At 43.6% G+C, this 26912-nt stretch carries 19 protein-coding genes; 15 read left to right on the top strand and 4 right to left on the bottom strand.

Annotated features, from left to right (window positions below; translation table 11 throughout):
- Positions 1-53 precede the first annotated feature (53 nt).
- From BLR32_RS30645 to BLR32_RS30635, 3 genes are all read left to right on the top strand, one after another.
- Complete coding sequence (locus BLR32_RS30645; RefSeq protein WP_089837900.1) at positions 54-347, top strand: hypothetical protein; 294 nt, start codon at positions 54-56, stop codon at positions 345-347.
- A gap of 176 nt (positions 348-523) precedes the next feature.
- Entirely contained in the window at positions 524-1213 is a 690-nt protein-coding gene (locus BLR32_RS30640; protein WP_089837898.1) for an SEC-C domain-containing protein, read from the top strand.
- Positions 1214-1451: 238 nt separating this feature from the next.
- Positions 1452-2501, top strand: coding sequence for a hypothetical protein (locus BLR32_RS30635; protein ID WP_089837896.1), 1050 nt, complete (start codon positions 1452-1454; stop codon positions 2499-2501).
- A gap of 104 nt (positions 2502-2605) precedes the next feature.
- Here BLR32_RS30635 and BLR32_RS30630 read toward each other — a convergent pair whose 3' ends face one another.
- From BLR32_RS30630 to BLR32_RS30615, 4 genes are all read right to left on the bottom strand, one after another.
- A complete protein-coding gene (locus tag BLR32_RS30630) occupies positions 2606-4228 on the bottom strand; it encodes a RagB/SusD family nutrient uptake outer membrane protein (RefSeq protein WP_089837894.1) in 1623 nt (540 codons plus the stop codon).
- A 12-nt stretch (positions 4229-4240) separates the two neighbouring features.
- Positions 4241-7441, bottom strand: a complete 3201-nt coding sequence (locus tag BLR32_RS30625; RefSeq protein WP_176842488.1) for a TonB-dependent receptor — start codon at positions 7439-7441, stop codon at positions 4241-4243.
- Between the two features lie 188 nt (positions 7442-7629).
- Positions 7630-8778, bottom strand: coding sequence for a FecR family protein (locus tag BLR32_RS30620; protein WP_089837890.1), 1149 nt, complete (start codon positions 8776-8778; stop codon positions 7630-7632).
- Between the two features lie 72 nt (positions 8779-8850).
- The gene (locus BLR32_RS30615) at positions 8851-9441 is read right to left on the bottom strand and encodes an RNA polymerase sigma factor (RefSeq protein WP_176842487.1); all 591 of its coding nucleotides are present in this window, start codon (positions 9439-9441) and stop codon (positions 8851-8853) included.
- A gap of 291 nt (positions 9442-9732) precedes the next feature.
- Between BLR32_RS30615 and BLR32_RS30610 the strand changes: the two genes are divergently transcribed.
- From BLR32_RS30610 to BLR32_RS30560, 12 genes are all read left to right on the top strand, one after another.
- Positions 9733-9942 (top strand): hypothetical protein, encoded by a 210-nt coding sequence (locus BLR32_RS30610; protein ID WP_089837887.1) that lies wholly within the window; start codon positions 9733-9735, stop codon positions 9940-9942.
- Between the two features lie 135 nt (positions 9943-10077).
- The gene (locus BLR32_RS30605) at positions 10078-14298 is read left to right on the top strand and encodes a T9SS type A sorting domain-containing protein (protein WP_089837885.1); all 4221 of its coding nucleotides are present in this window, start codon (positions 10078-10080) and stop codon (positions 14296-14298) included.
- 188 nt (positions 14299-14486) lie between these two features.
- The gene (locus BLR32_RS34180; RefSeq protein WP_176842486.1) at positions 14487-14651 is read left to right on the top strand and encodes a hypothetical protein; all 165 of its coding nucleotides are present in this window, start codon (positions 14487-14489) and stop codon (positions 14649-14651) included.
- Positions 14652-14711: 60 nt separating this feature from the next.
- A complete protein-coding gene (locus BLR32_RS30600) occupies positions 14712-15653 on the top strand; it encodes a hypothetical protein (protein WP_143011651.1) in 942 nt (313 codons plus the stop codon).
- Entirely contained in the window at positions 15650-16057 is a 408-nt protein-coding gene (locus tag BLR32_RS30595) for a MauE/DoxX family redox-associated membrane protein (protein ID WP_089837881.1), read from the top strand. Before BLR32_RS30600 ends, BLR32_RS30595 begins: the two co-directional genes overlap by 4 nt.
- Positions 16058-16307: 250 nt before the next feature.
- Positions 16308-16616 carry a hypothetical protein gene (locus BLR32_RS30590; protein WP_176842485.1) on the top strand — a complete coding sequence of 103 codons (309 nt, stop codon included), beginning with the start codon at positions 16308-16310 and terminating at the stop codon, positions 16614-16616.
- A 250-nt stretch (positions 16617-16866) separates the two neighbouring features.
- Positions 16867-17505, top strand: coding sequence for a hypothetical protein (locus BLR32_RS30585; RefSeq protein ID WP_089837880.1), 639 nt, complete (start codon positions 16867-16869; stop codon positions 17503-17505).
- Positions 17506-17608: 103 nt separating this feature from the next.
- On the top strand, positions 17609-22198 hold the full coding sequence (locus BLR32_RS30580; protein WP_089837878.1) for an FG-GAP-like repeat-containing protein: 4590 nt from the start codon (positions 17609-17611) through the stop codon (positions 22196-22198).
- A 303-nt stretch (positions 22199-22501) separates the two neighbouring features.
- On the top strand, positions 22502-24226 hold the full coding sequence (locus BLR32_RS30575) for a PKD domain-containing protein (protein ID WP_089837876.1): 1725 nt from the start codon (positions 22502-22504) through the stop codon (positions 24224-24226).
- Between the two features lie 542 nt (positions 24227-24768).
- Positions 24769-25284 (top strand): hypothetical protein, encoded by a 516-nt coding sequence (locus tag BLR32_RS30570; protein WP_143011650.1) that lies wholly within the window; start codon positions 24769-24771, stop codon positions 25282-25284.
- A gap of 110 nt (positions 25285-25394) precedes the next feature.
- On the top strand, positions 25395-26225 hold the full coding sequence (locus tag BLR32_RS30565) for a hypothetical protein (protein WP_143011649.1): 831 nt from the start codon (positions 25395-25397) through the stop codon (positions 26223-26225).
- A gap of 193 nt (positions 26226-26418) precedes the next feature.
- Positions 26419-26766 (top strand): 4Fe-4S binding protein, encoded by a 348-nt coding sequence (locus BLR32_RS30560; RefSeq protein WP_089837870.1) that lies wholly within the window; start codon positions 26419-26421, stop codon positions 26764-26766.
- Positions 26767-26912: the final 146 nt, after the last annotated feature.

The raw sequence follows: 26912 nt of genomic DNA, 5'->3' as shown, positions 1-26912 counted from the left end.
ACGATATGGTATTCTGATAAAAAGGGCTTAACTTTTAGTTTAAATTTTCAACTATGATTTTAGTACACGACATTTTCGTCTGTAAACCAGGCAATGCCTCTAAGCTGGCAAAACTGTTCAAGGAAGTCATGGCTGACGAACCCGAGCTGGTTAATATCCTGACGGATATGACTGGTCAGTATAACAGGGTAATAATGGTAAGCAAATACGATAATCTTACTGCTTATGACAAAAGCTGGGAGGAGATGATGAAGAATGAGGAAAAGATGAAAAAAATGAAAGAGAAGATGGAGGGTTATCACGATCTGTATTTGACCGGTTCAAGAGAGATATATAAGGTCTGGTAATTCTGCATGTACGTTTTAAACCTGGTGGATATGGCTATTTCCAAGGGGCTGGAAGTGGCTGGTGGAAGATATTGATTATTCGGCCGACTTCACTAATTTTGCCCTTTACAACAGGGCAGAGGAGGCCATTCAGGCATATGCTGTACTTTACATTATTTTAAGGTTGATTAACTAGTATGACAAGTCCAATTGAGATTACCCGTGTGGTACAGAAACTGATCGACAAAATCGGGTCGGAATATGAACATGAAATTATCCCTGTAAAGCCAGATCCGGCAGCTACTCCCGGAAACAGTTATTTTAATGTACAGGAGAAAGTTGCTAAAGATGGTGGAAACCTCGTCTATGGATGGGCTGTTTGGTTAAGCGATTTCATATGTGAAGGTGAACACTATGCGGTATGGGAAGATGAAGACGGGAATCTGGTTGATATCACCCCGCCGCGTGTACCGCTGGACAAGCTATTGTTTATTCCTGATGACAGATTTACGTATGAGGGAAAGCATATAGCGAATATCAGGAGCAGTGTTATAGATAACCTGCTGGTAGAGCATATTATTCTATTAGCCGATATGAAAGATTTCCTGCTGGGCTTTGCTACCCGTTTGGGCGATGGGCAGTACCATTTCAGTACATTTACAGGAAATGTATATAATCATTATGATACCTTGTTCAATAATGCATTGCTCTTTTTCAGGGAAGGTGGAAAGCTGGGAAGCGCATGTTATTGCGGAAGCCTGAAACCATATAGCCAGTGCCATGGTAAAAATCTGCCAGCTACTATCGAAAAAGTGAAGGACACGGTGGTAAAGATGAACGATCTCGCTAATGAGGAGAAAGCGGCGGAGGATTCACAAAAGGAATAGGATTTCATTTTAAACTCAGGATACCGGGAAACGCAGGAAGCCGTCTTCAGAAATAATGGAGACGGCTTCCTGCGTTATTGCTTAGTAGATAAATATCAGCTATTGGTATTCATGTCCTGTTTGAATGATAGTCCGAATAGAAAGCAAGTAGACAGTATTATCAGTTCTACCATGAATACAAAAAGTACCAGAAAACAGATTTAAGGTTTAAATTTGTTTATCTCCCAATTTATGCAAAATGCAGAAAATCTCCTTTAGCAAAAAACTCATTACTTGTGTAATTGCCGGATTAGTAGTTGGTGCCTTTATACTTCGCCAGTGTGTTACATGGCTGCGCACATTGATACCAATAGGGACCCTTACCATCATTCCCTTACTAACCCTGGTTGTTGCTGTTATCTATGCTTTTATATGGCAGGCGCGGAAAACCAATCGCCCTGAGACGCTTGCCTTCTGGCAAGGTCTTATTCGCTATGGTGTAGCGTTTGACCTGGCGTCATTTGGGTGGGAAAAGATCTGTCATTTGCAGCTTGTAATGCCGATTAGCAAGGTTGATCTGCCTTATAGCAGTTTTTCACCGTCAGATCTGTTCTGGAATTTTTACAGCCATTCTTACCTTTTCGCCTGTATCATAGCGGGACTTCAGATAACCGGAGCGATGCTATTACTTTTTCGGAGAACCAGACTGGTAGGGGTGTTTGTACTCATTCCCTTGCTGGCTAACATATTGCTGATGGACATTTTCTATGAGATTGGTCAGAGTGTTGTCGTCCACGCTTCCATCATGTTGTTGGGCACCCTTTATTTCCTGTTCATAGAATTCAACAGATTAAAAGAATTTTTCTTTATCGCAAAAGATCAGTTGCCTGCATTGACACTTTCCAAATATCTAAAGTTAGGCATTCGTCTCTCCGTCATTTATATACCACTGCTATTAATAGCCTTACATAACAAGCCTGACAGAAATCCACAGCTTACCGGTAAATATGAAGTAAAACAGCTGCAGATCAATCAGCAGATGCGTTACAAGTCCGATTGTGCAGACAGTGTACTCACGGTGGTTTACCTGGATGTTAGAAATGGCTGCGTATTTGAATTTAATACGCCACAGAAAAGGTGGAATGGTACTTATACTTTAGCAAACAATCACATGGAGATCAATTGGCGTTCTCCCTCCGACAGGCCTGTTTTTAAAGGCAGTATATCACCGGCTGGTGGCTCCGGAAAGTTAAAGCTGGCCGGAACACTTGGGACTGATTCGGTGAACATCATCATGCAGAGATTGTAGTACGCTATTGAAAAAGGCTTTGTATATATAAACAGAAAACCGCTTTAATAGCGGTTTTCCTGTTTTATGCATGCCGGAGCGTATACTTTATCAATGTGCTATTGTCACCATTTTGGATTCTGTTTCATGGCCGGATTGCCATTGATCTCTACCAATGGAATAGGCCAGAGGTAATCCCGTTCGGGATCGAATATCCTGTTTTCCACTATTACCGGCTGATTGGTATTGGGATTGATAGCACCCATTGCAGGTCCTTTCAACACTTCTTCGCCTATCTTCCAACGGCGTATATCAAACAGGCGCGTGCCTTCAAATGCCAGTTCCACTTTTCGTTCCCGGCGGTATAATTCACGCATTTTTTCCTGTGTATTATACACTGCAGTGTTTACATCAGGCATGCCAGCTCTGTTGCGGATCTTATTGAGGTAGAGTAGTACATCCGGATGCTGCCAGTCGTCCGACTCTACCAGTGCTTCTACATAGCTCAGTAATATTTCAGCGTAGCGGGTGATCATGAAGTTTAATGTACCGGCATTATTACGGGATACATCTTTGGCATCGAGGTATTTCTTTACCCAGAAACCGGTTTGTGTAGATTGTGTTGCCCCGAGCTGATCTACCGATCCTGCAGTGAATGGGTCCAACAGGCGGTTTACAAATGTTTGTCCCGGGAAGAGAACGCTGGCTGCCAGCCTCGGATCTCTGTTATTTTTGTACAGGGGATTTTTCCAGTAGTAAGTCAGGCTATCGGCTCCCAGCTCCTGCAATGTTTTGCCTTGCAGCGTTTCATAAGTATTTACCATGGCAGCGGTAGGGCCGTTGCAGGCTTGTCCGGACAGGCTTTTGGGTGCCAGTCTGAAAAATGCACCGGAGTTACCCGTACGACGGAAGAGGATGCGTTCCTTGTTTTCCAATGCATCATAGGTAAATAATTGTGCATAGCTGTTAACGCCGGGAGCGGTGCTATAGTGCAGGTCATATACTCCCAGGTTAATCAGTTTCCTGGCATATTCTATCACCTTTGCATAATTTTTTATGCTGAGAAACAACTGTACCTGCATAGCATAACAGGCGCCTTTTGAAATGCGGTAGGCTTCACTGCTGGGATAGGATACAGGTAGTACTTCCGCGGCAGAATCTAATTCGGCAGCAACGAAATTTACTACTTCCTCCTGTGTATTGCGTGGCACAGCCGCGCCTTCTCCCGGATCCAGGCTTTTACGCACAATGGGTATCGGTCCAAAGAAAAGAAAAAGATTAAGATGTGCCCTTGCCCGTAACGCCCTTGCCTCTGCAGCACGTTGCTCTTTCACTACCGCGTTCTCCATGTAGATACGGGAGTAATTTTCCAATATGCGGGACGCATTGCGTATGTCTTTATAATTCTGCCTATAAGTATCGGAAAGGTAACCATCTGTTGCTGTAACTGCACCCAGCGGATAGCTGTTCCAGCTACCGAAATTGGCCCGGAATACTGATTCGTCTGTAATACCGCTCATATGTATACGGCAGTTTGCCTGGTAGGAGGAAGACGTGAGCAAGGCGCCAGGCGACATCTGGTTAAGGTAGATTACTTCCAGGTAATTGAAAAGATCGGACTCCAGCCGCCACCATTTTTCATCGGTGGTCGCAGTAGGATTGTCCCTGTTGAGGTAATCTTTGGAACAACCACAAAGCAGGATTAATAGCAGCAGAGATGGAAATATATTTTTATGAATATGTTTCATAAGCCTGTTTTTTTAGAATTTAAGGTTAAGACCGAAAGTGTAGGTCTTCAGTAATGGCACTGTAGTCTGATTACCACCACTTTCCGGATCAAACAATTTGACTTTCGAGAAGGTGAATACATTTTGTGCATTGAAGTACACACGTAGCATTTTAGCCCTTATTTTTCTGCTTAGAGGCGCCGGCAGCGTATAGCCCAGTTGTAAGTAACGAACACGCAGGTAGTTGCCGCTTACACGCCAGAAATCGGAGAAATTGGCGTTGGTGCCTGGTGTGGGTGTGAGTCGCGGACGTGAGGCGTTGGTATGTTGTGGTGTCCAGTAATCCAGCTGGGATTTCTGAGGAGTGCCACTTTCCCCGCCAATATTCAATGGTATGGCAAAGTTGCCGCTGTAAAACAGTGGGGCGCCGGATGCTCCCGACACTAAAGCCTGGAAGTCTATATTTTTAAAATTGAGGCCAAGGTTGAAGAAGAAGATATCAGTAGGTTCTGTATTGCCCAGTGATACCCGATCGAGATTGTTGATGATGGTATCTCCATTGGTATTTATAAAGTGAACGTCACCTGCTGCCTGACCATTCAATTTAAGAATCTTGGTATTATCGATATCAGTTTGCTGTAGTAGCCCCTGCGTGGCATAACCATAGTATTCTTTTAAGGCGCCACCTTCATACATGATGGTATTGCCGCTGATGATCGGCTGACCATTGCCGGTAAGGCGTACAATCTTACTTTTGTTCTTGCTGTAGCCAATGCTTGCGTCAAAGACGAAGTTGTTGCCAAATGATTTATGGTAGGATATCTTGATCTCCTGCCCGCGGTTTCTTACGCTACCTACGTTAACAGGTGCGCCATTGTTGTCGTTGCCAATACCGGTACCGCCCGTGTAGTTAGGCTGTGGCGTGATGATCATGTCGGTAGTCAGTTTATCATACCATTCCGCAGTGACACTGATACCTGCTTTGAAATGGATGTCTGTACCGATATTCAGTTCTTTTACTTTTTCCCAGCTCAGATTGGGGTTACCAATAACAGTTTCTGCACCATTATTTGCGTCGATGGTAGTCTGGTAGAGGTATGGATCTACGTTATTATTCCCCAGTACTCCCCATGAACCCCTGAGTTTCCAGGCGTCGATGAACTTAACATGGAAGAAGTCCTCCTTGTCAATATTCCAGCCTGCGGCAACAGAAGGGAAAATGCCCCATTTTTTACCATCACCGAACAGGGAAGAACCATCGCGGCGCAAGCCGGCTTCAAGTAAATAACGGTCGTCGTAGGTATAAAATGCTTTTGCAAATATGGAACGCAGTGCCACATCTTTCCATGAATCATAAGTACGCAGCTCCTGTGTATAGCCAGCGATAGCATTTACATTGTGTTTGCCAAAATCGTGGTTATAATCAAGGTTACCCCCGAAATACAGGTAGCTTTCCCTTGCAGTAAGCGTGGCGGTTTTAACCGTCGGATAGTTTACGCCGGCTGTTCGATTAGTGTAGTAGTCAAAGAAAATATAAGATTCCTGGTCTGCCTTGTCGATACCGGAGGCTACGCGATAGCTGGCTTGTCCTTTCAGGCTTAGCCCTGGCAGGAGATTCCATTGCGGGCGTATATTTAATAAGGCCTCATCCCTTGTTTTGCCCAAGGTACCACCTTTTTCAAGCATCGCCACAGGGTTCCAGCTCTCGCCATAAATGCCATAATAAGTATAACCAGGGTTTTCGGCTTTCCCTGGATATTTGGAAATGATATTTGGTGGTATGGTGTAGATGCGGCGGTAGATATCAGTAGTATATCTGTTAGTGGCATAGGGTTGATTCTGAACACTGCGTGAAGCAAAAAGATCCATGTAAATGAAGAAGTTCTTCATCAGGTCTACGGTAGTATTAGCACGTACGGTAGTACGACTGTAGTCAGAATTTTTCACATGTCCCTGCTGCCATGTCTGGTTGATAGAGAGGGAGAATCGGGCTGCCGTATTACCTCCGGATACCAGGATGGAATGTTGCTGTATGGGAATGGCTTTGCGCAATACCAGATCGGGCCAGTTGGTGTTAGGGTATTTAACCGGATCGCTGCCGTTTCTCGTCATGAGTATGGTCGAGTCGCTGTAGATTGGATTTCCGCCGGAATTCTTCATCGCTTCATTGTTCATCTCCATCCAGGTGGCCGCATCAACGAAGTCGGGTATGTATTGAGGCCGTTGAATACCATAGTATCCGTTGTATTCAATATTGGGAACCCCGGCAACGCCACGTTTGGTGGTGATGATAATAACTCCATTGGCGGCTCTGGCGCCATACATGGAAGCTGCAGCTGCATCTTTCAATACTGTGATGCTTTCAACGGTATTCGGGTCCAGGTTGTTCATGTCGAACGGTACACCATCCACCAGCACAAGTGGCGATGCATTCAGGAGTGTGCCTACGCCACGTATCCGGATGTTGGCCTGATCACCACCTACCAGTCCGGTGGTTTGAGACACTACAATACCGGTGGCGGCACCCTGAAGTGCCTGGGAGAGTTGCACAACGGGTTTATTTTTCACATTGTCCATATTAACAATGCTGACAGAGCTGGCTATATTTTTTACTTTCTGTTTGCCAAAGCCTGTTACGACGATCTGTTCCAGGGTTTTAAGGTCTTCTCTGAGGGAGACGATCAGGTTTGCCTGCTCTTCGTTCACGATGTATTCCTGCGGTTTATAGCCGATCATGGAGATCACGAGCGTGCTGCCTTTGGATACATGCAGTTCAAACACTCCGTCTGCATCTGCGGTAACACCCTTGGCGGCGTCTTTCACTTTAACGGTAGCACCTACCAGGGGGCCGGGAGGATCTTTGGCTTCCAGGACACGCCCCAGCACTCTGAGAAGCTTTTTCTGTGCAGGGCTCACGGCGGAAAGGTTGTCTTTGCTAAGCTCCTTTTTCTTTACTACCACCGTTTTGTCGATGATGCTATAGCTCAGAGGCAGATCTTTAAAGCATAGGTCCAGTACCTGTTTTAATGAAGCCTCTTTTACGTGTAACGACACCGGCGCCGTAGTAGCCAGTTCTTTCTCTTCATATACAACATATACGTGGGCTTGTTTGGCAATTTTTTTCAGCAATGTTTTTAACGGTTCATTGTTAGCCTTAATGCTGATGTTCTGAGCAACAGCGCTTTTGCAGATATTCATCATTGCTATCAGTAATAGGATAGGAGTAATGCGCATAATCCTGAATGATTTTGTACGTTTTTCGTGACTATGTCTATCATTAAACGATTGCCGGTTATAGCATGGCAATGTCTCGGGCGCCGCTGTACGCGGTGCTCTGGTGAAGCAATATAGATGCATAGATTAGTGGAATTTAGTGATGGGCTATAGTTGATTTTACATTGGGTGCTGGTAATTTTGGTTGTTTAGGAATGCACGGAGAGCACGGTAAGTTTTCTGTTTTCAAGTTTGCAGTCAACTCCGTAGAGGTCCAATATTTTTAGTACGTCCTGCAGATCCATATCTCTGCCTATCTGGCCACCGAATTTCTTAGCGGCTACTTCTTTTGCCGGGGCCTCAATGGTGATCTCTATATCATACCATCGCGCCAGTTGTCGCAGGAAAGCTGGCAGGTCGGTATTTTCCAGTTCAAATTTTCCATTACGCCAGGCCAGTACACTTTCAAGGTTGGCAGCTTGTACTTCCATATTTCCGGTGGCGGGATGCAGTGTTGATTGTTGTCCGGGATGTAATAAGGCAGATGTCTCCCCCTGTAATACTTTTACGGCTCCTTCTACCAGGGTCGTGTTTACTACCTGTTCATCATTGTAGGCCATAATGTCGAAACTGGTCCCCAATACCTGTACCTCCATTTCATTTACCTTTACAATAAACGGTTGCCTGGGGTTAGGTGCTATCTCAAAGTATGCTTGTCCGTTTAGTATCACTGTCCGGGTACCTTTAAACTTTAACGGGTATTTAAGCGATGAGGCTGCGTTAAGCCATACATGACTGCCGTCAGGAAGGCTTACCTGGAATACGCCACCACGGGGTGTCGTAAGCTCATTAAATGCATTGGCTTCATCGCCCTGTTGCTCGTACCGCAATTCCCCCTGCTTTTGCTGAATGGCCATGTTACCGGTTTTAATTACCTGGCTGCCGGTATCGCTTAATGCTACTTTAGAGCCATCTGCAAGTGTCAGCACTGCTTCGTTGCTGCCGGGCTTTACTACAGATGTGGCCATGGGCCTGGGCTGCTGTTTTCGTAGCAAAGGATAAGTTATTACTACAAGAACAAGCATGGCCGCTGCAAGCCACCAGTATTTCCGGTAATGGCGTAATACGGGTGTTTCCAATGTATCGACCCGCTGCTGGATTTTATCCCACATACGCATTGAGGTCTCCTGTGGCAAACGGGTACCTTGCTGCAGATGTTCCTGGAAAATGTCTGCTGCCTGCTTTCGGAGTTCCGCAGCATCTGTCGACGCCAGGTAAGATTGCAGCCATTGTTCATCTTCCGCACTGCGGTGCGGCGACGACAGGATCTCTTTTAATCTTTGTTGATCGCTTTTCAAATGCCAGGGTATCTTTGTTTATATTATATACAACCGGTAATAAAAAAAGGGGGGGTAGGAGAGAAGATTTTTTTAAAGAATTTGCGTCAGCAGGAGAAGAAGTAGCGTAGTATCATGACTCACATGCTTGCTTATATACTCCCTTAATGTAGACATCACTTCTCCCAGGTATTCTTTTACGGTATACCTGGAAATACCCATCAGCTGCGAAGTCTCTTCATATGTACGGCCTTCCATCTTGCAAAGCTGAAATACGCGTCTTTTTTGGGGGGATAGCTGGCTGATAGCAGTTTCCAGTAACTTCCACTGTTTTTCAACAATCAGAAAATCATTATCGATAACAGGTTGCAGGGTAGCTGCCGCCACTTTGCTTTTTTCACGCAGCTGCTTTTTGAGATGATTCACCGCACGGTTAAATGTAACAGTGAAAAGCCAGGGGCCTAACGGTCTGGCGATATCGATCTCTTTTCGTTTCTCCCAGAGCGTAATAAATGTCTCCTGGATGATATCCTCCGTTTCTGAAGAAGACTGCAGTAGCTGGAAAGTTTTACGGTAGAGCGCATGATGGTATTTATCATACAGCGCTTTAAAGGCTGCCTGATCCCCGGCGGACAATCCTGTGAGGAGTCCTGTTTCATCGTGGAAGTCTGCTGCGTTTATCAATAACTGGAATTCAATGTGATAATTACCAAAATATCAAAAAAGTAGCAACTAACCTGATAGTGAATTGATAAAAGCTAATAGTAGATTGTAGATACGGGACTGTTGAGTAGCCTGGAAGGCAACTATCCACTCAATCAGGAATCAGTTAATGTTGATTATTAAGTGGTTAGGGTCGTTTAGGCATTACTTACCGAAAGCCGAAGTAATTTGATTACCTGGTAATTGAAAGTCAGCATCAAATAAAGTGTTGTAAATCAAGCAGCATATTGAATTTTATCTTATATTCATAGTATGTCAAAGTTCAAAGATGTTATTGTAACGCTCTCAAAAAAGCACCCCGAAACCGGTGAACCCGCGCAAGCCGGACACACCTTCGTTATTGGAACCTTAGGTAAAAAGAAAGACTGGTACGAAATCGAAACTGAACAATTGAATAAATTTAAGAACGAAGATCTTCAGCTGGAGCTTTTTAAGCTGTTACACCCGCAGACTCATCATTAATTGATGGAAATAGGCTTTATTAATTGACTCCACAGTGATTGCATTGTGAAAGAGTATATCTTGCTTTTGCCCTTATAAATAAATGTTTTAACATATATTTGCACCCACTATATTCTTCACAATCCCTGTACCTTTATGAAGACGTTAACACATTTGTGTGTGCTATTATTCCTTTGTCATGTAGTATCGGCCAAAAATGCCCCCCGCGTCGATTCTCCTTATATGGACTTTACATATGATACCCTGCCTTGCCATACGCAGTCTGTGACGTTAAAAAGCGCGGTGGTGATTCCCGATGGCATGACAGACAACATCAGCAAATATGAATGGCGTGTATTTGGCAGAATTGTGGGGCGTACTGCCAGGTTGCCTTATCGTTTTGATGCAGGTGGTAATTACGACGTTACCCTGGTTATTACGACAGAAAAGGGCTATAAAGGCTCCATTACAAAGAAAGTAAGCATAAAACAGGAGCCGCTGGATGATAACTGGTCGGTTACCATTAACGATGACACGTTTACTAAACCGGATGCGCACATATTGACCGCAAAGGCTATGCCTGCTGGTGCAAAGGCCTATTTCGGAGGATATTATGATCCGGTAGATAGTATAACTGTTACCGTGCCGGGATATTATATCGCATATGTAAAAGACGCATGCGGCAACATCAGGGCTACTGATACGGTTGAGATCAGAAACCCCGATACCAGTCCCTGGAAATTCAGCATCCGGGGATGGTATAACGATGGCTGCAGAACATCAGCTACACTAAAAGCCTTCACAAATGCTCCCGATAGTAGCTATACCATAACATGGAACACGGGGCAGACTGGTGACTCCCTCACAGTGAATTCATCCAATACTTATGTTGCAACGTTTAAAGACAAAGATGGAAAGACCAGGAGGGATACGGTAAAAGTCACTATTGAACCGATGATCATTCCGGTGATCCGCTTCAGAACGGCGGAGGGGAAGGATTCACTATTTGCTACTGTTGTGCGTAAAGGATACTATTACAGCTGGTACCGCAATGATACTTTAGTAGCAAGTACACCGGAAGGCGTCAACAAACTGCGTGTAAGTGTGCCTGGTTTTTACAAGGTTGAAATGGCCAATTATTCTGTTGGTTGTGTTGTGTCTTCGCCTGTCTTCGAATATAACATGGCAAAAGACTCCATCATCCCTTTCCTGACTATCAGCCGGGAAGATTGTAACTCGCTGGCCGCAAACCTTTCAGCGAAGTTCTATACGTCCGGAATATCAATAGATACCGTAAAAAGTGTTACCTGGAGCTATGGTGATGGTGTATCCGAAACATTAGCGCCACATGTTACTGCTCAACACAGGTATAAAGCAGGGGGTACTTACAATGTCGGCTATATCTCTACTACTGTCAGTGGACGCCAGCTTCGACGATCCGGTGTCATAGTGGTTAACAATATTCAGTACTCATTGAACATTACTGATGATGCAGCTACAATTCCTGGTGTTCACATTCTGGAAGCACATGTTTCCTCCAGGGGAGAAAGTATAACATGGAATACCGGAGTGCTGAGAGACAGCATTCACGTTACTGCACCCGGTATCTATACTGCGACAGTAAGAGATACCTGTAATGGTACTCCTTATACTGCCAGCATAGAAATAAAGCAGAACGCCGTTACTGACTGGCAGCTGAATGCCTATATCGGTAGGATATCGTCTTGTAAGGATACCGCTATGCTGATCGCTGCTGCGAAAGGACCAGCAGGTGCTTATAGCCTCGAGTGGAGCACCGGTCAACACACAGATACTATCTACGTGACCAATAAAGGACGATATGTAGTATACCTGCTCGATAATCAGGGAAATATCCGCAAAAAAGATACGCTGGATGTAAACCTGGTTTCAAAACCAGCGCCTTCCATTGAGATACATGCATCCCCATCCGCAGATACATTAGTCGCTGGTCCGGTAAATGCCGGCGATCACTACAAGTGGTACATGGAAGGTGTATTGCAGGCTGGCGTAAATGCTCCCGCCTTGAACAATCCGGTAAAAGGAAATTATGAGGTGGAGGTGATCAATGAAATTGGCTGTAGTAACAGGTCAGTTCCATTTGAATACAAAGGCTGGAACCAGGGTACGAGCTTTACCTACGCAACCGATGAATGTATCATTAATCTGCTGAGATTTACAGGAACGCCGGTAGAAGGACAGCAGGGTGTTAAATATCTGTGGGATTTCGGAGATGGAAGTATTGGTACTTACTACATTACTGAACATACGTTCAAACCGGGTACTTACCGCGTAACATTTACTGCGACTACGGCAGATAGCGTGAAACAATCTATCACTAAATCTATCACGGTAAAAGCCAATGTTTATGATCCTGTGATCACCGTAAACACACTGCCCTGTGGAGACCAGGCTTACGTAAGTATTAAGACAAAGGAGCCGCTCTGGTTTTTTGAATGGGATGGAGACCCGCTTTATGAGCGTATGGACGATTCCATTTTTGTGATGGAGCCAGGTAAGTTCACGGTAATTGGTTATGATTTCTGCCACAATGCAAGAGTGGTTGATTCGATCGATGTTAAATTAAAGCCTTACTTCGCCCCGGTTTATAACAAACACTATGGCGCAGAAGATACCCTGGTGATTCAACCGATGTATGGAGGTGTGGAGTTTTCCGTTGACAACCCTTCACCAGATGTTACATTCAGTTGGTATATAGATGATCAACTGGTAAGAGAGGATCATAAGCCTTACTGGATAAATCCGCCTATAGGTAGGCTACAGACCCGTGTAACCATGACTAATGGCTGCACAGCCAAAACTGAGCCATGGACCTTCTGGGAAAAGGCCGATACATTAACACAAGCGCTGGCATTTACAGTAGAGAGAGCTTCCTGTTCAGATCAGATGGTTACGTTCCATGCCCCGGTTGTTGCAGATGAGACAGTGACAGCCTATGCATGGGACTTTGGCGATCATAACGGTGATACAAAAAAAGACCCTGTACATGTTTATAAAAGGGGCGGGACATTCAATGTGATCATGCGCCTGTTTACAGCTTCAGGTAAAGAGAAGAAAGTTGTTCAGCAGGTCGTGATTCCTGACGACCCTTCCTGGGATCTCCATATTATCACTGAACTTGATTCCTGCATGGGACTGGCGCGTTTGAAGATCAATCCGCCTGCAGCAGCGAGTCGTATAGTGTGGAGTACAGGCGAAACGACCAGCCAGATAATAGTGCGTGTTAAGGGCGCAGATACAGTGAGAGTGTATGATGGTTGCGGGAACCTGCGTGTTTTAGATACAATTAAGATCCGCGAGCTGCCGAAATTTAATTTTCGTATTAGTGGGGGCCGGTGGATGGATACATTGCGTGTATATGAAGCAGATGCAGCATTGTTACCAATGGCAGCAAGTTTACCGGGTTATAACTTCACCTGGTACAAAGATGACAAAGTGTTACCTGTAAAGGGTTCCTATATTCTCGCACCGGCTCCGGGTGTCTATAAAGTAGAGATAGAGAAGGAAGCTGGCTGTAAGCTGTTATCCGAAGGATATTATGTATCAGGTGAGACCGTTAACTTCTGGGATCAGGATCGTACTTTCGAATCTGGTATCATTGAATTCGGGATACGATTCAAAACTATCAGGAACCCTGAAAATATATATACCGTACAGCTGACATTAAAAGATCCGGGTGGACGCCAGACGGGTATGAACCCTGGAGATGTCACAGACCTGGGTTCATTCCAGTCAGATGATTTTGATCTGTATGCGAGCGTATTCGTTCCAGATAATATCAGGTGCTCCGGTAACTACGCCCTGCGTGTCATTTCAAGCTCACCAGCAGATACTACCGGATGGTCTGAGCCGATAACACTACTGACTAAGGTACCTAAACCGGAAGTGATCCAGAACGGGGATAGCCTCTTCACTTCAGATATATTCGACACGCAATGGTATAGAGATGGCGTAGCAATACCCGGCGCCATCATGCCATATTACCTTGCCAGACAGAATGGTGCTTATGCTGTAGAATACAGTAATGGTACAGGATGTGTCAATCGTTCCCCGGCGGTGCCTGTTGTAATCACCGCAGTGGGAGAGGTGATACTCGGAGGTAATAAGGTTATTGCTTTCCCTAACCCTTCGGAAGGAAAGGTGTTCCTGAAGTTTGAGAAACCATTGCTGAAACAGGTGGCTATCAATGTATATAACCTGCAGGGCAATGCAGTGTATAGCCAGACTACCTCACAACAATTGCAAACATTGGATCTGTCAACACAGCCTAAAGGATTCTATCTGATAGAGCTGACCGGTTATGGTACTAAAAAAGTACTTACACTGATATTGCAGTAGCAGTTATTATAATGAAGATGTAAAGGGTGTCTCAGGATAGTTGAGGCGCCCTTTTGTCTTTAATAGCAGGTAACGGTAAACAAAAATATCCCATTGCGAATATTGTAAAATCAAAAAGTATTTCTTAGCTTCACTTATGTAACCCTTTAGTATTCACTATTACTTTTTTTTAACCCAAAAAGACAAACATGAAAAAGTTAGCTTTTCTGTTGCTGGTGCTCGCTGTTGGCACTACAGTAGCTGTTGCCGTTAAGGCAAATCAATCCAAAGCAATCGCCTACTGTCATTGCGAACCAGATCTGAAATGTAATTCTACCGGCGCATGGGGTATTAAAGTACAGATCTGCCCCTGAGTAAATTGCTATTTCCATTAAATTTAAAAGGTGTAAGGCTGCCCTTGCAGCCTTATCTTTATGAAAAGAGACCTACTGATACTATCAGCACTATTATGCTGCGCCATCGTCATTACATATATCCTTGCTAAAGGAGCAGAACCCGATAGAATATCTACAAACTATGAAAGGATGTATGACAGATTCACTTTACAACCCATAGACACTGTTTTGTTTCCCGGTAGGGTAAGTATCATGAAAGCTGCTCAGGGTAATATCTATGGATATGTATATAGCAAAAAAACTATCTTCAGATACAATGCTAATTTGCATAATATAGATTCATTCTATAGTAACAACGGAATCGTTACACGACTGGAAATTGATAAGAATACCTTCTATATCTTTGATGATAGTGAAAACAATGTTATTACCTATGGGCAAGGCAAAAGCGCTGCTCATTATCTGAAAACGAGTTTCGACACCAGTAAAAAGATCGCACAACTAAAGCTGAGAGCATTTAACACGCCTACACTGGATAGTACTATTTATGAATTTCCCCGTTTTGAAGACGGTGGACTTTCTGCAGATGGCTTTTACATCAGCAATCATTATCACCAATATTATATCTCCTTTTATAATTCAGGTATTATACAGTATGATGAGGAAAATAAACGCACTAAACTGATACATACCATTGATAATACTCCTCCTTCCAATATCGCTGTACCAACAGGTAATATATACACACGTTCAAGTAAATCTGTGATTGTGAATTCTACTGCTACAGCCGATGAAAAGTACCTGTACGTGCTTTCTTATGTATTGTCTCAGGATGCGGTGAAAAGCAACTACAGAGGGCCGGTAGTAGATGTATATAATATTCAGAGCGGGCATTATGAAAGTAGTTTCAGGTTCCCGGGGTATCAGAATAAACCGGTATTACAAATGGCTAAATCAGCAGATACGCTGATCGCTGCTTATGAAAATAATGTTCTTCTTTTTAAGCTGACAAACAAATGAAAAGACATGTCATTACTGTCATTGTGATCCTCATCTCAATGTTGTTTACTTATGCGGCTATTTTCAAAGCCATGGATTACCCTCTTTTCCTGTCAGACATGAGTAAATCGCCGTTGCTTGTTAAATATGATAAGAACCTGCTGGCGCCAGTAGTACTGGGTACCGAGTTTCTGATAATTATACTACTGAACTTTCCTTTCACAAGGAAGGCGGGTTTCTTTTTATCCTTTTTTGTAATGGCGATCTTCAGCCTTTATCTGTCTACCCTTTATTTCTTTTTTACTAATATTCCCTGCTCCTGTGGAGGCATCCTTGGGAAAATGCCTTACCCCGTGCATATTGTTTTTAACATCTGTTTTACGCTATTATCGGGAACGGGTGTATTACTCAGCAATAAGTCATAAGTCGATTTCCATATAGACTAAGTAATTAAGGTGTAGCGAAAGCAAAATGCCGGGGATTTTATCTCCGGCATTTTGCCTTGTGCCCGGTAGCGGTTATGCCTTCGTGAGCTTTCTGTGGCTATTAGTATTGAATGTCACCGGTACCACTACTGATTGCACCTGATAGCGAATCCCTGAGAAAAGGAGTATAAATGTATGAGATTCATTAGATTCTGTTTTTATTTAGACATTTTTGTCTAACAAAAAGGATATGATTCGTTTTCCCTACCAGGAAACATTTCTCATTACTGAGATCAACACCTACGGTAAGAAGCTGATAAGTAATATACAATCGGAGCCAGTAAAGTCTTATTTAAAAGAAGCTGCTTACGAAATGGAGAAGGGAACTATTGAGAAGATGAATCCAATTCATTTTTTGATGAACTTATTTTCCCTTTTGTCCTATCCGCTAATCATGGCCCCCCTCTATAAAAAGTTATTCCGGGTGTCTGAGAAAGAATTCCAGCAATTGATAGATGAGCGGGCAAAAATTATCATCGGTCTGCTATTTAAAGCCTGATGATGACACTTTTTGCTATTGTGATATACAAACTGTAATGACTGATTGTAGGAAAACAAAAACGTCGAAGGTGGTATATCCGGCATTTGCCGGATGCCGGTGATGGTAAATTGTTAAACCAGGTAGTATTGATAATTAATATGTTATCCAGGGCTTTAAAAGAACAGTTGTAAAAATTGCTTGTTGTTAAATAATAGCGTATAATAGCGGTGAACTGTGAGCTATCAGCTGTAATTTTAAAACCACTGGAATGTTAGTATTAAAAGGGACGACAGAAATAATTGAGAATGTAAAAAATGGAGAGATTATTAATAAAGGTTGTCCAGAATGTCAACAAGACTTATTGTTAAAACAGTTTAGAGTTTGGGATACACTTTTTCTGATTCCAATTATACCAAGTAGAGAGACAAGATTTGTTTATGAATGTGTCAGGTGTTATGAAACATTTGACCCGGCATACAGAAACACATTTATAAACAGAGCAAAATATCTGAATGCAACACCGCAGGAAGTCAAAGATTTAACTGATGCATTTTCATTGACTATTTTATCAGCCATATTAACTTGCGACGACAGGTCAACAGAAAATGTTGTTGATATTTTGAAGAACTTTGCAAGAAATTGCGGAATTGATTTAGAAAACCACAAAGAAAAGGTTACTACTGAATTCCTTTCACAAGAAGAACTATCTAAAACAGTTTTAGAATGGTATGACATATTTAGAGATTGTTTTTCAGAAGAAAATAGAGATAAAGCATTACATCAAACATTAGAATATTGTAATATTATTGACCTGACAGTTAAGGAAACTAAATTATTATACATATTTAGCAGACATTGGGGCTTGACAAAAGTACAATTCGAAGAACTCCACAAGGGTAAAATATAACAGTACCTATATATCTCTGATATAACACTATCCAATTCAATCAGCTTTTGCGGTAAAATAATTGAATACAATACACCCTATATTGCCAACTAAACACACATTAATGCAGCATCCCTACCTGAAAAAAGCCTTCAAAGGCTTCTTATCCTTTATTACCATTTATATTTTTTCACTTTCGCCTGCTTTGGCGCAGATGCGGCAGATGTACCTGGATGCTGATGAAGATAACGATATTAAGAAAGTAAGCTTTTATTCGCCGAATGAAGGATATGTGGCTTTCACGAATTGGATCGGCTATACGACTGACAGCGGCAGAACGTATACAAAAAAAATTATTACCACCAACAACGTCAGTTATGGTAACTATACGAACATCAATATAACCTTCGGGTTTGGTATCGGGGGCGTGAAGGCCTTTGATAAGAACACACTTATCGTATATGGTGATTATGGCCTGGTGCCATCTATTTTATATTCTGTCGACGGCGGAAATTCTTTTAGGCTGGTATTCCATTCACAGTATGACCCTTTCCAACTGAGGACCGGGATAAAAGACATTGTTTTCCCTCAAAATGATAATATTGGCTATGCGGTCGACGCAGACCGTATTCTGAAGACGACAGACAAAGGAATGAACTGGTCTGTACAGACAGTTGGCCCTGGCACCTATTTTGACCATCTCGAGGCGGTTGATAACAATAATGTAATTGCTATAAGTACAGATTATAAAGCAAACAGGTTATTAAAGACCATCGACGGCGGAGCGTCATGGCTGCGCATAACATTGCCCCAGACGGGCGTGCTGACGTATGCGTATTTCCTGGACGCCAACGTCGGGTGGCTAAGCATGTATAGCGGGGAATACCGCTACTTTTATAAAACAACAAACGGAGGCCAGCAATGGACCCTTCAAAACGACGTTGACGCCACTCCCTTCAATTGTGATAAGATGCGGTTTACCGACGTAAATACCGGTTATGCGTTGGTAGCTCCTTACAAGGTTTATAAAACAACAAACAGTGGCGTAACCTGGGAACCGATCTCAAGGGAAAACAATTTCACTTATCTCGGTTATTCCCATTATGACCTGCAGTGCCTTTCTGCATCGCAGCTGTGGGCAGGTGGCGGCCATGGATTCCTGGAAATGACGACGAACGGAGGAGGAAGCCTAATACCTGCGGCTTATTTTAAAACAGATACAAGCGGAATGTATAAAGCTGGCGACGTTCAGTTGTTGAATTATTCCAAAACAGGATATCAATACCAATGGCTGGTCAATGGATCATTGATAAGCACGAGCTATAACACATCCTATACACACGATATCTCCAGGAGTGTTGATACATTGCAATTGATCGTTTCAGCCGGAGGTATTTCCGACACCCTTACAAGATACCCGCAGTTTTATGCAGGGGGCCTCGCCAAAGCCACTTCCTATTATCCAAAATCAGGCAGTGAGGGCACGTTCGTAACGATATTTGGTTCGAAATTTTCCAATGTATCGGGTGTTTCGTTTGGTGGTACACCTGCGGTATCCTTTACTGTTTTGTCAGACACCGTGATTACGGCTGTTGTTGCCGGCGGCGCGACAGGAACCATCACGTTGAAGCAGCTCTATGGCCGCATTCCGGTTGGCGAATTCACGTATAATCCGCCACCAGTTTCACTGCCTCCGATAATCCAGAGCGTTAGTCCCTCAGCGGGCATAATAGGAACCACCGTAACAATCACCGGCAGCGGATTTAGTGCAAACGCTTCACAAAACAGCGTTTTCTTTGGAACGGTTCCGGCGAAGCTACAGTCGGTTTCTCCCGGGCAAATTATATGTACGGTGCCTGTTGGGGCAAGCCTGGGTACTATTCAGGTGCTTAACAAAGACAATGGCCTTTTGGGAGAATCCCCATCGCCGTTCAGTGTGCCGTTTACTGACAGCACCGAAAATTTTACACCTAATTCCTTTACCGAGGGTCTTATTCTAAATAAAGGGGCGGGAATCCCTTCTGACTTGCAGGGAAAAGACATCGACGGTGACGGAAAACCTGACCTTGTTGTACATGTAGGAGCAGGACAGGGCGATTCGCTGGCGGTTTACCGTAATACAACCACAGGAGGACGGCTTTCCTTTGCCCGAAGAGTGAATGTCGGTTATATTTACTTTCCTACGTTCGGCGGTTTTGCGTTAAATGACCTGGACGGCGACGGGCGTCCCGACGTTGTGATGCCAACGAATGAGAAGTTTATAAAAGTGTATCGGAATGCAAGCAGTCCGGGTCTTGTTTCCTTTGAAAAGGAATACCTGGTTCCCGCAGGAAGAGGCACCCAGAAAGCAGTAATTACGGATCTGGACAACGATGGGAAAAATGATATTGCGGTGACGTCTTTCGAAGAATATCGCATATGCGTAATGAGGAATACAAGCGTGCCGGGCTCCCTGTCCTTTGGTGCTACACAAAATTACGATGCTGCTGCGGAAACGGTTGCCGGGATTGCTGCCGGTGACCTGGACGGCGACGGGTTGAAAGATATTATTGCCTGCCCCATGGACGTCACCCCCGGTAGTATTTTATTGTTTCACAATACCAGCACCCGGGGAAATATTTCTTTCGCTTCATTCGTCAGAATAAGCGTGCCGGGAATCAGTTTCGCAGCCAGCTTTATTTCAATCGTGGATTTCGATATGGACGGCATATCGGATATTGTTATTTGCAATGACGATAATATCTGCGTACTTCGAAACATAGGGAGCTTTTCCTTTTTGCCTCCTGTTGTCATGCCGCTGCAAGATGCGCTTGGCAATGGAGGATGCGTGTCAAACTTCAGCGGAAGTGTCAGACCTGATATAATTGCTGCCGCTGTGGGAAGATCCCGCGAAATCATCATGGAAAAGAACATTTCCCTGCCAGGTACTCCAAAACTAGACAGCCTGGTATATGGACCTGGCGACAACTCCACCCATATCTTTGCCCAGGCAGTTGCTGCGGCGGATTTTGATGGAGATGGCAAACCTGACTTTGCTGCGTCATCCCTTTATGATGCCCAATCAGTCATCGTGTATAAGAATACCGTCAATGTTCCGGTCATCACGCCTATGTGTACCAGCAGGCAAGGTGGCAGCACGCTGGTGTCCGATATCAGCGGAGGGACTTATAAATGGCAGCAGGATACCGGCAGTGGTTTTACCAATGTCGTTAGTAGCGCCAACTTATCCGGTGAAACTACAAATACACTGCAATTCGATAGTACACCTGTCTCCTGGAACGGCTATAAATACCGGTGCATAGTTGATGGACGTTACAGCAGCACTTTTGTACTGCAATTAAACTATACTCCCAGTCCCGGTTTAATTGTTACGGCTACCGACACCACTTTCTGTCTTGGGAGAAGGGTAACCTTTGTCGCAACCGACACTATCGGCTCTGCCGGCTATAACCATTACTTCCGTTGGCAGTGGCAGATCAATGGAGTGAATACCGGTTACTTTTTGGATGATACACGTTCATTCGATACGCTGCAGGATCTGGACCAGGTGCGGGTGATTGCCATGTATAGTGATATTTGCGGTCACGAATACAGCGATACCAGTAGTACTATAACCGTGCATGTAAATGGTGATACTGCTTCCGTACAGATAAGCGTATCCGACCTCGAGGCCTGTCTGGGAACACCCATTACATTTACAGCAACGCCCAGGAATCCGGGCAGCCTGCCGGTGTATGACTGGAGGGTAAATAATATATCTCAGGGAGTTGATAGCGTGACATTTACCAGCTCACGCCTCAGAAAAAATGACTACGTGCAGGTATTGATGAAAAGCGCTGCCACCTGTGCATATCCCAACCCTGCCCGGAGTAATATTCTTACACTGGCCTTAAAGGATACGAGTGCGCCGTCCGTTAGCATATGGACCGCAACTCCTACCGCTTGTAACGGAGCTAATGTGTCGTTTCTGGCAATTCCGGAGAATGCCGGTCCTGTAAACAACTATCAGTGGATGGTTAACGGGATTGCTACTGGTACAAACGCAAAGACGTTCTCCAGTTCGACGCTGCGAGACAAGGATATCGTTCAGTGTGTGCTTACCAGTCCTTCTGTCTGTCGTCGCCAGCCTCAGGCAAGCAGCGGGATAATTAGAATGACCATAAGCACACCCGATATCAGGGTTTCTGGCGATACCGTAGTTATCGGCGGACTTAAGAGCCATTTGACAGCTACGACCAACTATTGGAGTACGGATTTACAATATCAATGGCAGGACAGCACTCGTTTGCACAGCTGGCAGGACATCAGTGGAGCTGTTGGGGCTGCGTTAAACTACGTACTGGCTAAAAGCGGCGATAAGATCAGATGTATAGGCAAGACGGATGCAGGTTGTATGGCTATAAGCAATACAATTGCTTTAAGGATTAATGTGCCTACAGCCACACCTGAAGCTCCGTCAGTAAGTGCTGATTACCGCTGGTATCCTAATCCTGTAAGCTCAACGCTCTATGTCCAGGACGAAAATCGACTTGACCAGGTTTCCACGATTACTGTCTTCAACAGTTTAGGTATAAGTGTACTGGTGATGAACAATACCGGCAGACAGGAAAAGATCAACATCAATGTGTCAACCCTGCCAGGCGGTGTGTATTTTGTAGAAATGAGAAGAAGATCTGGTAAAACGAGATATTTTCAGTTTATGAAAGTACAATAAGAAACCGATGTAGCGCGATTAGCGTTACTACCGTAATAGAAAAAGCGCTGTAATGTTTGATTTACAGCGCTTTTTCTATTACTCAGAACTGGTGTGTTTTTAACCCAAATAATATTTGTAAAATATTTTCTACATTAAGTAATTGTCTTAGTGTTTGATATATTCGTTCGTTCACCGCCCACTTGCAATGTATTAAATTTAGTCCTACATTTGGAATGTTACCCGTTATGCATAACATTAACAGACACTTTATCCAACAGCATATCATGCAGTACACAATTTAATCCAAAACCCTGTATTATTATGAGAACCAAGTTCCTTTCCCTTGTGGGAGGTATGTTACTGTCGTTACATACCTTCTCTCAGACCATTCATTATGCCAATACTGGTTTAACTAATGATTGCAATGTATTTAATACCAGCACACCGGTATCGATAGATGGATATAAACATTATCCGGTGTACGGCGGCGCTGGCATATTTAATAACACACTCTTACTAAAATGTCAGAATGGTAGTACCTCCGCGACGAAGTTAGGCGCCTCGTATGCTATTGAATATCCTTTTAAAAGCGGTTATCTGTATAGGATCAGCGGGCGTGCCTGGAAAGCGGCGAACCAGGCCACTACTGGTATTCCACAACTTTCATTTGCTACCTATACCTCTTTACCTACGCCGGTAAGCGGCACGCCCACTGCTTGTGATGCCATCAGGCAGTCGTTTTGGGGCTCAATGCTACTTGATTCCAGGAATACGGTTTCTCTGAATGACTCGCAGGATGAGCAGATATTTTGCGAATTCAATGCGGACCAGGATTTCAATTATTTAGCCATACTGTCCTGGGGTGGTGCCGGTAATATGTACACGCTGGCGGCCATCGGCGAGATCACTATTACGGAAATACCGCCCCGGTTTACGCTGTCGCCTACCAGTCTGACAAAAGAATGTGGCCAGCCGCTTTCACGACTGTTTCAAGTTACGGATGTAAATTCAGTTGGCGGCATTACATCTTATGTATGGCATTTAGGACCTGTGCCTAACGGTTGGGTGTATAACGGTCAAGCCGCGCCGGAATCGGTCACTGTAACGAACCTTACCGCCATTACTCTTTCGGCCGATCCATGTAGCAGTGTAGCACCTTCTCCTGTAAGCGTAACGGTACACAGGGATGCGTTGAGTTATGAAACAGATACCGCTATTGTTCAGGTGTCTCCGCTTTCTGCCACTATTGGAGGTCCTGCACAATTATGTGGTGGCGTGGTTGGCAACTATAGCTTTAATGGGGCCTTACCTTGTGGCGCCACCGTTATCTGGAGCCTTAATGCTGGCGACAATGGAAGTCTGGGAAGTACTACCGGTGATGCTACTACGCTTACGGTGAATGGAAATGTAACGCTTACGGCTCATATCAGCGCCCCCTGTGGAAGCCTGACTGTTAGCAAATCCATTGCGTATAGCGGAACAGCACCGGTTCCTTTCGGTATTGATGATGACGTATACTGCCAGCCGGGCAACATTGTTCAGCCGAGTACCTTCACGGCAGTTCCGGCCAACAGCGGGTCCTATACCTGGACCTGGACATCGGGTGATGGAACCTGGCATACCATTTCGGCTACAACGGCAGAAATCTCCCATAAATTCGGCGTAGGATCATATACGATCATGGCTACCATCTCTAATAGCTGTGGTTCGGAAAGCAGCAGCACGGACTTCCACATAATACGGTGCGCTACAAGTGTATCAGGCTCCGCCAAAGTAGTAGTATCGCCTAACCCGGCGTCGAGCACACTGGTAGTAAGTACAGCAGCTACATCTGGTGCTGCGAAAAAACAAGCTGCCAGTGATGGATGGGATATCCGCGAAGTAAGGCTCAGTGATAAAATGGGAAATTTACTGCAAAGACAGTTGTTCCCGGCTGGTACTTCCCGCGCAACCATTAATGTGGAAGGGCTGAAACCGGATGTTTACATCCTGCAAACGGGGAATGGAAAAACATTTGACTCCCAGCAGGTGAGCGTAGTGAGATAAGAAAGCAAATGTTATTTATAGGAGCGTCCGGTAGATCTGTTATCTGCCGGGCGTTTTTTTGTGAGTAGAAGAAGAAAGATTCCTGGCGGGAGAGGAGCAGCATTTTCGTGACGTGACACAAGATGTGAATGGCCGGGGATTTTCCAGGGCTGTCATGATTGTGTAGTTATTACATTGTCATACTCATACATTGCTCAGTGAATTTTAATCCATAAAACTGTATTTATTAGCTATTTGGGTCAAAATATTGAGTATTCAGATTTTCCGGTAGCAAACAAAATGTATAGATATCATTCTTTCTTGCGAAATTGAGCGTTCCTGAAAGTTTAACCCAATTCTTATTGCTTATGGATATTAACCTCTGGGAATTCTTGTTCCTGATCTTTATGATGTATTTGCCTTTTATCATTGCAATAACCATCACATTTGCTATACTCACCCTACTTTTTTGGTATAAGAAGGCATTCCGGTTTCTATTGTTGATGACGATTTTGTGCGCGCTGCCGCTTTTATACCTATGTGGTTATAAAGTATATGATGGGATGGAAAGCTGGAAATCGGAGCGTAAATATAGCAGGCGGATTATTAAGCTGAAGGATACGCTTACTATAGCAGACATACATTTACCGTCAGGCAGTAAGATTTTCCTGCAGTATGATGCCATTATACCAGAGAGTCCCAGGGAGATAACTTTCGGTTCAATAGATATGATTGTTTTTGCGAAGCCGACTCGTGTTGGTCAATTTATCCTGCGGGATACATTTATTTACAGTCATGATATGTACAATAGCTGGCAAGGCACATTAGAGGGTACACAGGATATTAAAGGCTGGCCGGCATGGGGTGTGTTTATTGGTGCTGATAATGAGCAGCAATTGCAACTGTCGCAAAATATTGAAAGATGGGGATTGACTTTCATTACAGGTACTACGGTGAAGATTCGTCCTTCAAGCTGGGAATTCTCATTACCAGGTGGGCGTACATTTACAGTTTATGAATCTACAGATGGCGTTTTTAAATCCGAAGGAGATAGTACAGAAAAGCTGAATGAGCTGTAAACATGTATCGGACATAAGGCAATCTTTTATATGCAAAATATTGTATATTTGAAGCTCCTTTGAGCAAGGAGTCTGTAAACATTTCTCCCAATAAATTGACTATTAGTCTTATGCCGCACTTTAGCTATAATGCCTTTTGTTTAGGTGTATTGATTTTCTTGGCTATATCGCTTAGCAACTTTATTTACGTATGGCTTTGTAAAATGTGGAAGGTTAAGATCACAGAGTTTTCAATTTTCTTAAATCCCGGCTTTTCTTTACTCAAAAAGGAAATTAATGGTATAATATATCAATTAGGCTGGTTGCCATTAGGAGCTTATATTAAACCATTGGGAATGTTAAAGGAGGATTTGGGAAGCATTGCTAAAGAAGAATTACCATTTTCTTTTTTGAATATGTCCAGAACAAAGCAATTGCTTTTTCGCCTTATACCTTCCCTGGTTTGGTTATTGGTCTTACTATTAAGTCTATGTGCCCTAAAAGGACCTGGGAATATTTTTCAGTCCACAGTAGAAATGCTTAGTTACATTTCAGTCGCCATCAAGACAATGTTTGGTTTGAGTGCAGCTAATGAATTCGTGATGAGGACAAATAATATGCTGATTGACAATGATATTCTATCATTTGCTTTGACATTATTGATTTCAATGTTTCTTGTTCTTACGTTGCTGTCAAAGATGATGGGTATATTCGCCGGGGATGGAAAAAAAATCAATTGGCTGATAAAGCTACCGGGGTTTATAATAATCATTTTCGGTCTGTATTTGGCCTTTTGGAAAATTCCTACATTTGTTTTTTCTTTCTTTTCATTTCGCCAAAATGTAAGCTACATCCTTAGTTTTATTTTAGGGCTATATCTTATAGGTTTGGTAGTTTTTATGCTTGCAATGATATTGGTAAAACTTAAAACTGGTAAGTTGGCCAGTGTTAGCGATCGATGAAGAATGCAACTCAAGTATTAAACGGTTGGCTCGGGGAACGCAGATTTACAATGACGCGGACATCTATATACCAGTAAATAAACACAAATATTCAGAGGTTTTTCAGGTAATAAACTATATTTCTACTAATTTTATCACCTATTGGTTATTATTGTTTAATGAAGCATAGACAGCTTCCAAATTTTAATTAATTATGGCTATTAAAATTACAGATGAATGTATTTTCTGTGGAGCTTGTGAATCCGAATGTCCGAATAACGCCATCTATGAAGGTGGCGTAGAGTGGGCAATAGCTGACGGCACAACGGCTAAAGGTAATTTTGTGTTGAAGGACGGGTCTATTATTGATGCCAGCAAGCGCAATGCTCCCCTGTCTAACGAGCTGTATTATATCGTTTCAGATAAATGTACAGAGTGTCAGGGATTTCATGAGGAACCTCAATGTGCAGTTGCATGTCCGGTAGACTGTTGTGTACCAGACGAAATGTACCAGGAGTCTATAGCAGAACTGATAGCGAAGAAAGATAAATTACATCTTTAATCAGAAAGCATATGGAATTGTCGGTAACTGGTCGTCAGACATAATCTCTGGCACGCATACCGAAGCTAAATGGGGAGAAAAAGCTAATTGCCTTTTCTCCCCATTGTTGTTATGAATTTATGGATAAACGAATTTAATCTGCTGAA

The sequence above is a fragment of the Chitinophaga filiformis genome (genome assembly GCF_900102545.1).
Classification (GTDB): Bacteria; Bacteroidota; Bacteroidia; order Chitinophagales; family Chitinophagaceae; genus Chitinophaga; species Chitinophaga filiformis.
The sequence above is the reverse complement of the archived record's forward strand: the minus strand, read 5'-3'. Positions and strand labels throughout refer to the sequence as shown.

Bases quoted from the DNA above. Each gene is read 5' to 3' on its own strand.
- BLR32_RS30590 (WP_176842485.1), top strand. From the start codon at position 16,308: ATGATTCGTTTTCCCTACCAGGAAACATTTCTCATTACTGAGATCAAC.
- BLR32_RS30630 (WP_089837894.1), bottom strand. From the start codon at position 4,228: ATGAAACATATTCATAAAAATATATTTCCATCTCTGCTGCTATTAATC.
- BLR32_RS30570 (WP_143011650.1), top strand. From the start codon at position 24,769: ATGGAAAGCTGGAAATCGGAGCGTAAATATAGCAGGCGGATTATTAAG.
- BLR32_RS30640 (WP_089837898.1), top strand. From the start codon at position 524: ATGACAAGTCCAATTGAGATTACCCGTGTGGTACAGAAACTGATCGAC.
- BLR32_RS30600 (WP_143011651.1), top strand. From the start codon at position 14,712: ATGAAAAGAGACCTACTGATACTATCAGCACTATTATGCTGCGCCATC.
- BLR32_RS30580 (WP_089837878.1), top strand. From the start codon at position 17,609: ATGCAGCATCCCTACCTGAAAAAAGCCTTCAAAGGCTTCTTATCCTTT.
- BLR32_RS30635 (WP_089837896.1), top strand. From the start codon at position 1,452: ATGCAGAAAATCTCCTTTAGCAAAAAACTCATTACTTGTGTAATTGCC.
- BLR32_RS30610 (WP_089837887.1), top strand. From the start codon at position 9,733: ATGTCAAAGTTCAAAGATGTTATTGTAACGCTCTCAAAAAAGCACCCC.
- BLR32_RS30605 (WP_089837885.1), top strand. From the start codon at position 10,078: ATGAAGACGTTAACACATTTGTGTGTGCTATTATTCCTTTGTCATGTA.
- BLR32_RS30645 (WP_089837900.1), top strand. From the start codon at position 54: ATGATTTTAGTACACGACATTTTCGTCTGTAAACCAGGCAATGCCTCT.
- BLR32_RS34180 (WP_176842486.1), top strand. From the start codon at position 14,487: ATGAAAAAGTTAGCTTTTCTGTTGCTGGTGCTCGCTGTTGGCACTACA.
- BLR32_RS30565 (WP_143011649.1), top strand. From the start codon at position 25,395: ATGCCGCACTTTAGCTATAATGCCTTTTGTTTAGGTGTATTGATTTTC.
- BLR32_RS30585 (WP_089837880.1), top strand. From the start codon at position 16,867: ATGTTAGTATTAAAAGGGACGACAGAAATAATTGAGAATGTAAAAAAT.
- BLR32_RS30595 (WP_089837881.1), top strand. From the start codon at position 15,650: ATGAAAAGACATGTCATTACTGTCATTGTGATCCTCATCTCAATGTTG.
- BLR32_RS30575 (WP_089837876.1), top strand. From the start codon at position 22,502: ATGAGAACCAAGTTCCTTTCCCTTGTGGGAGGTATGTTACTGTCGTTA.
- BLR32_RS30560 (WP_089837870.1), top strand. From the start codon at position 26,419: ATGGCTATTAAAATTACAGATGAATGTATTTTCTGTGGAGCTTGTGAA.
- BLR32_RS30625 (WP_176842488.1), bottom strand. From the start codon at position 7,441: ATGCGCATTACTCCTATCCTATTACTGATAGCAATGATGAATATCTGC.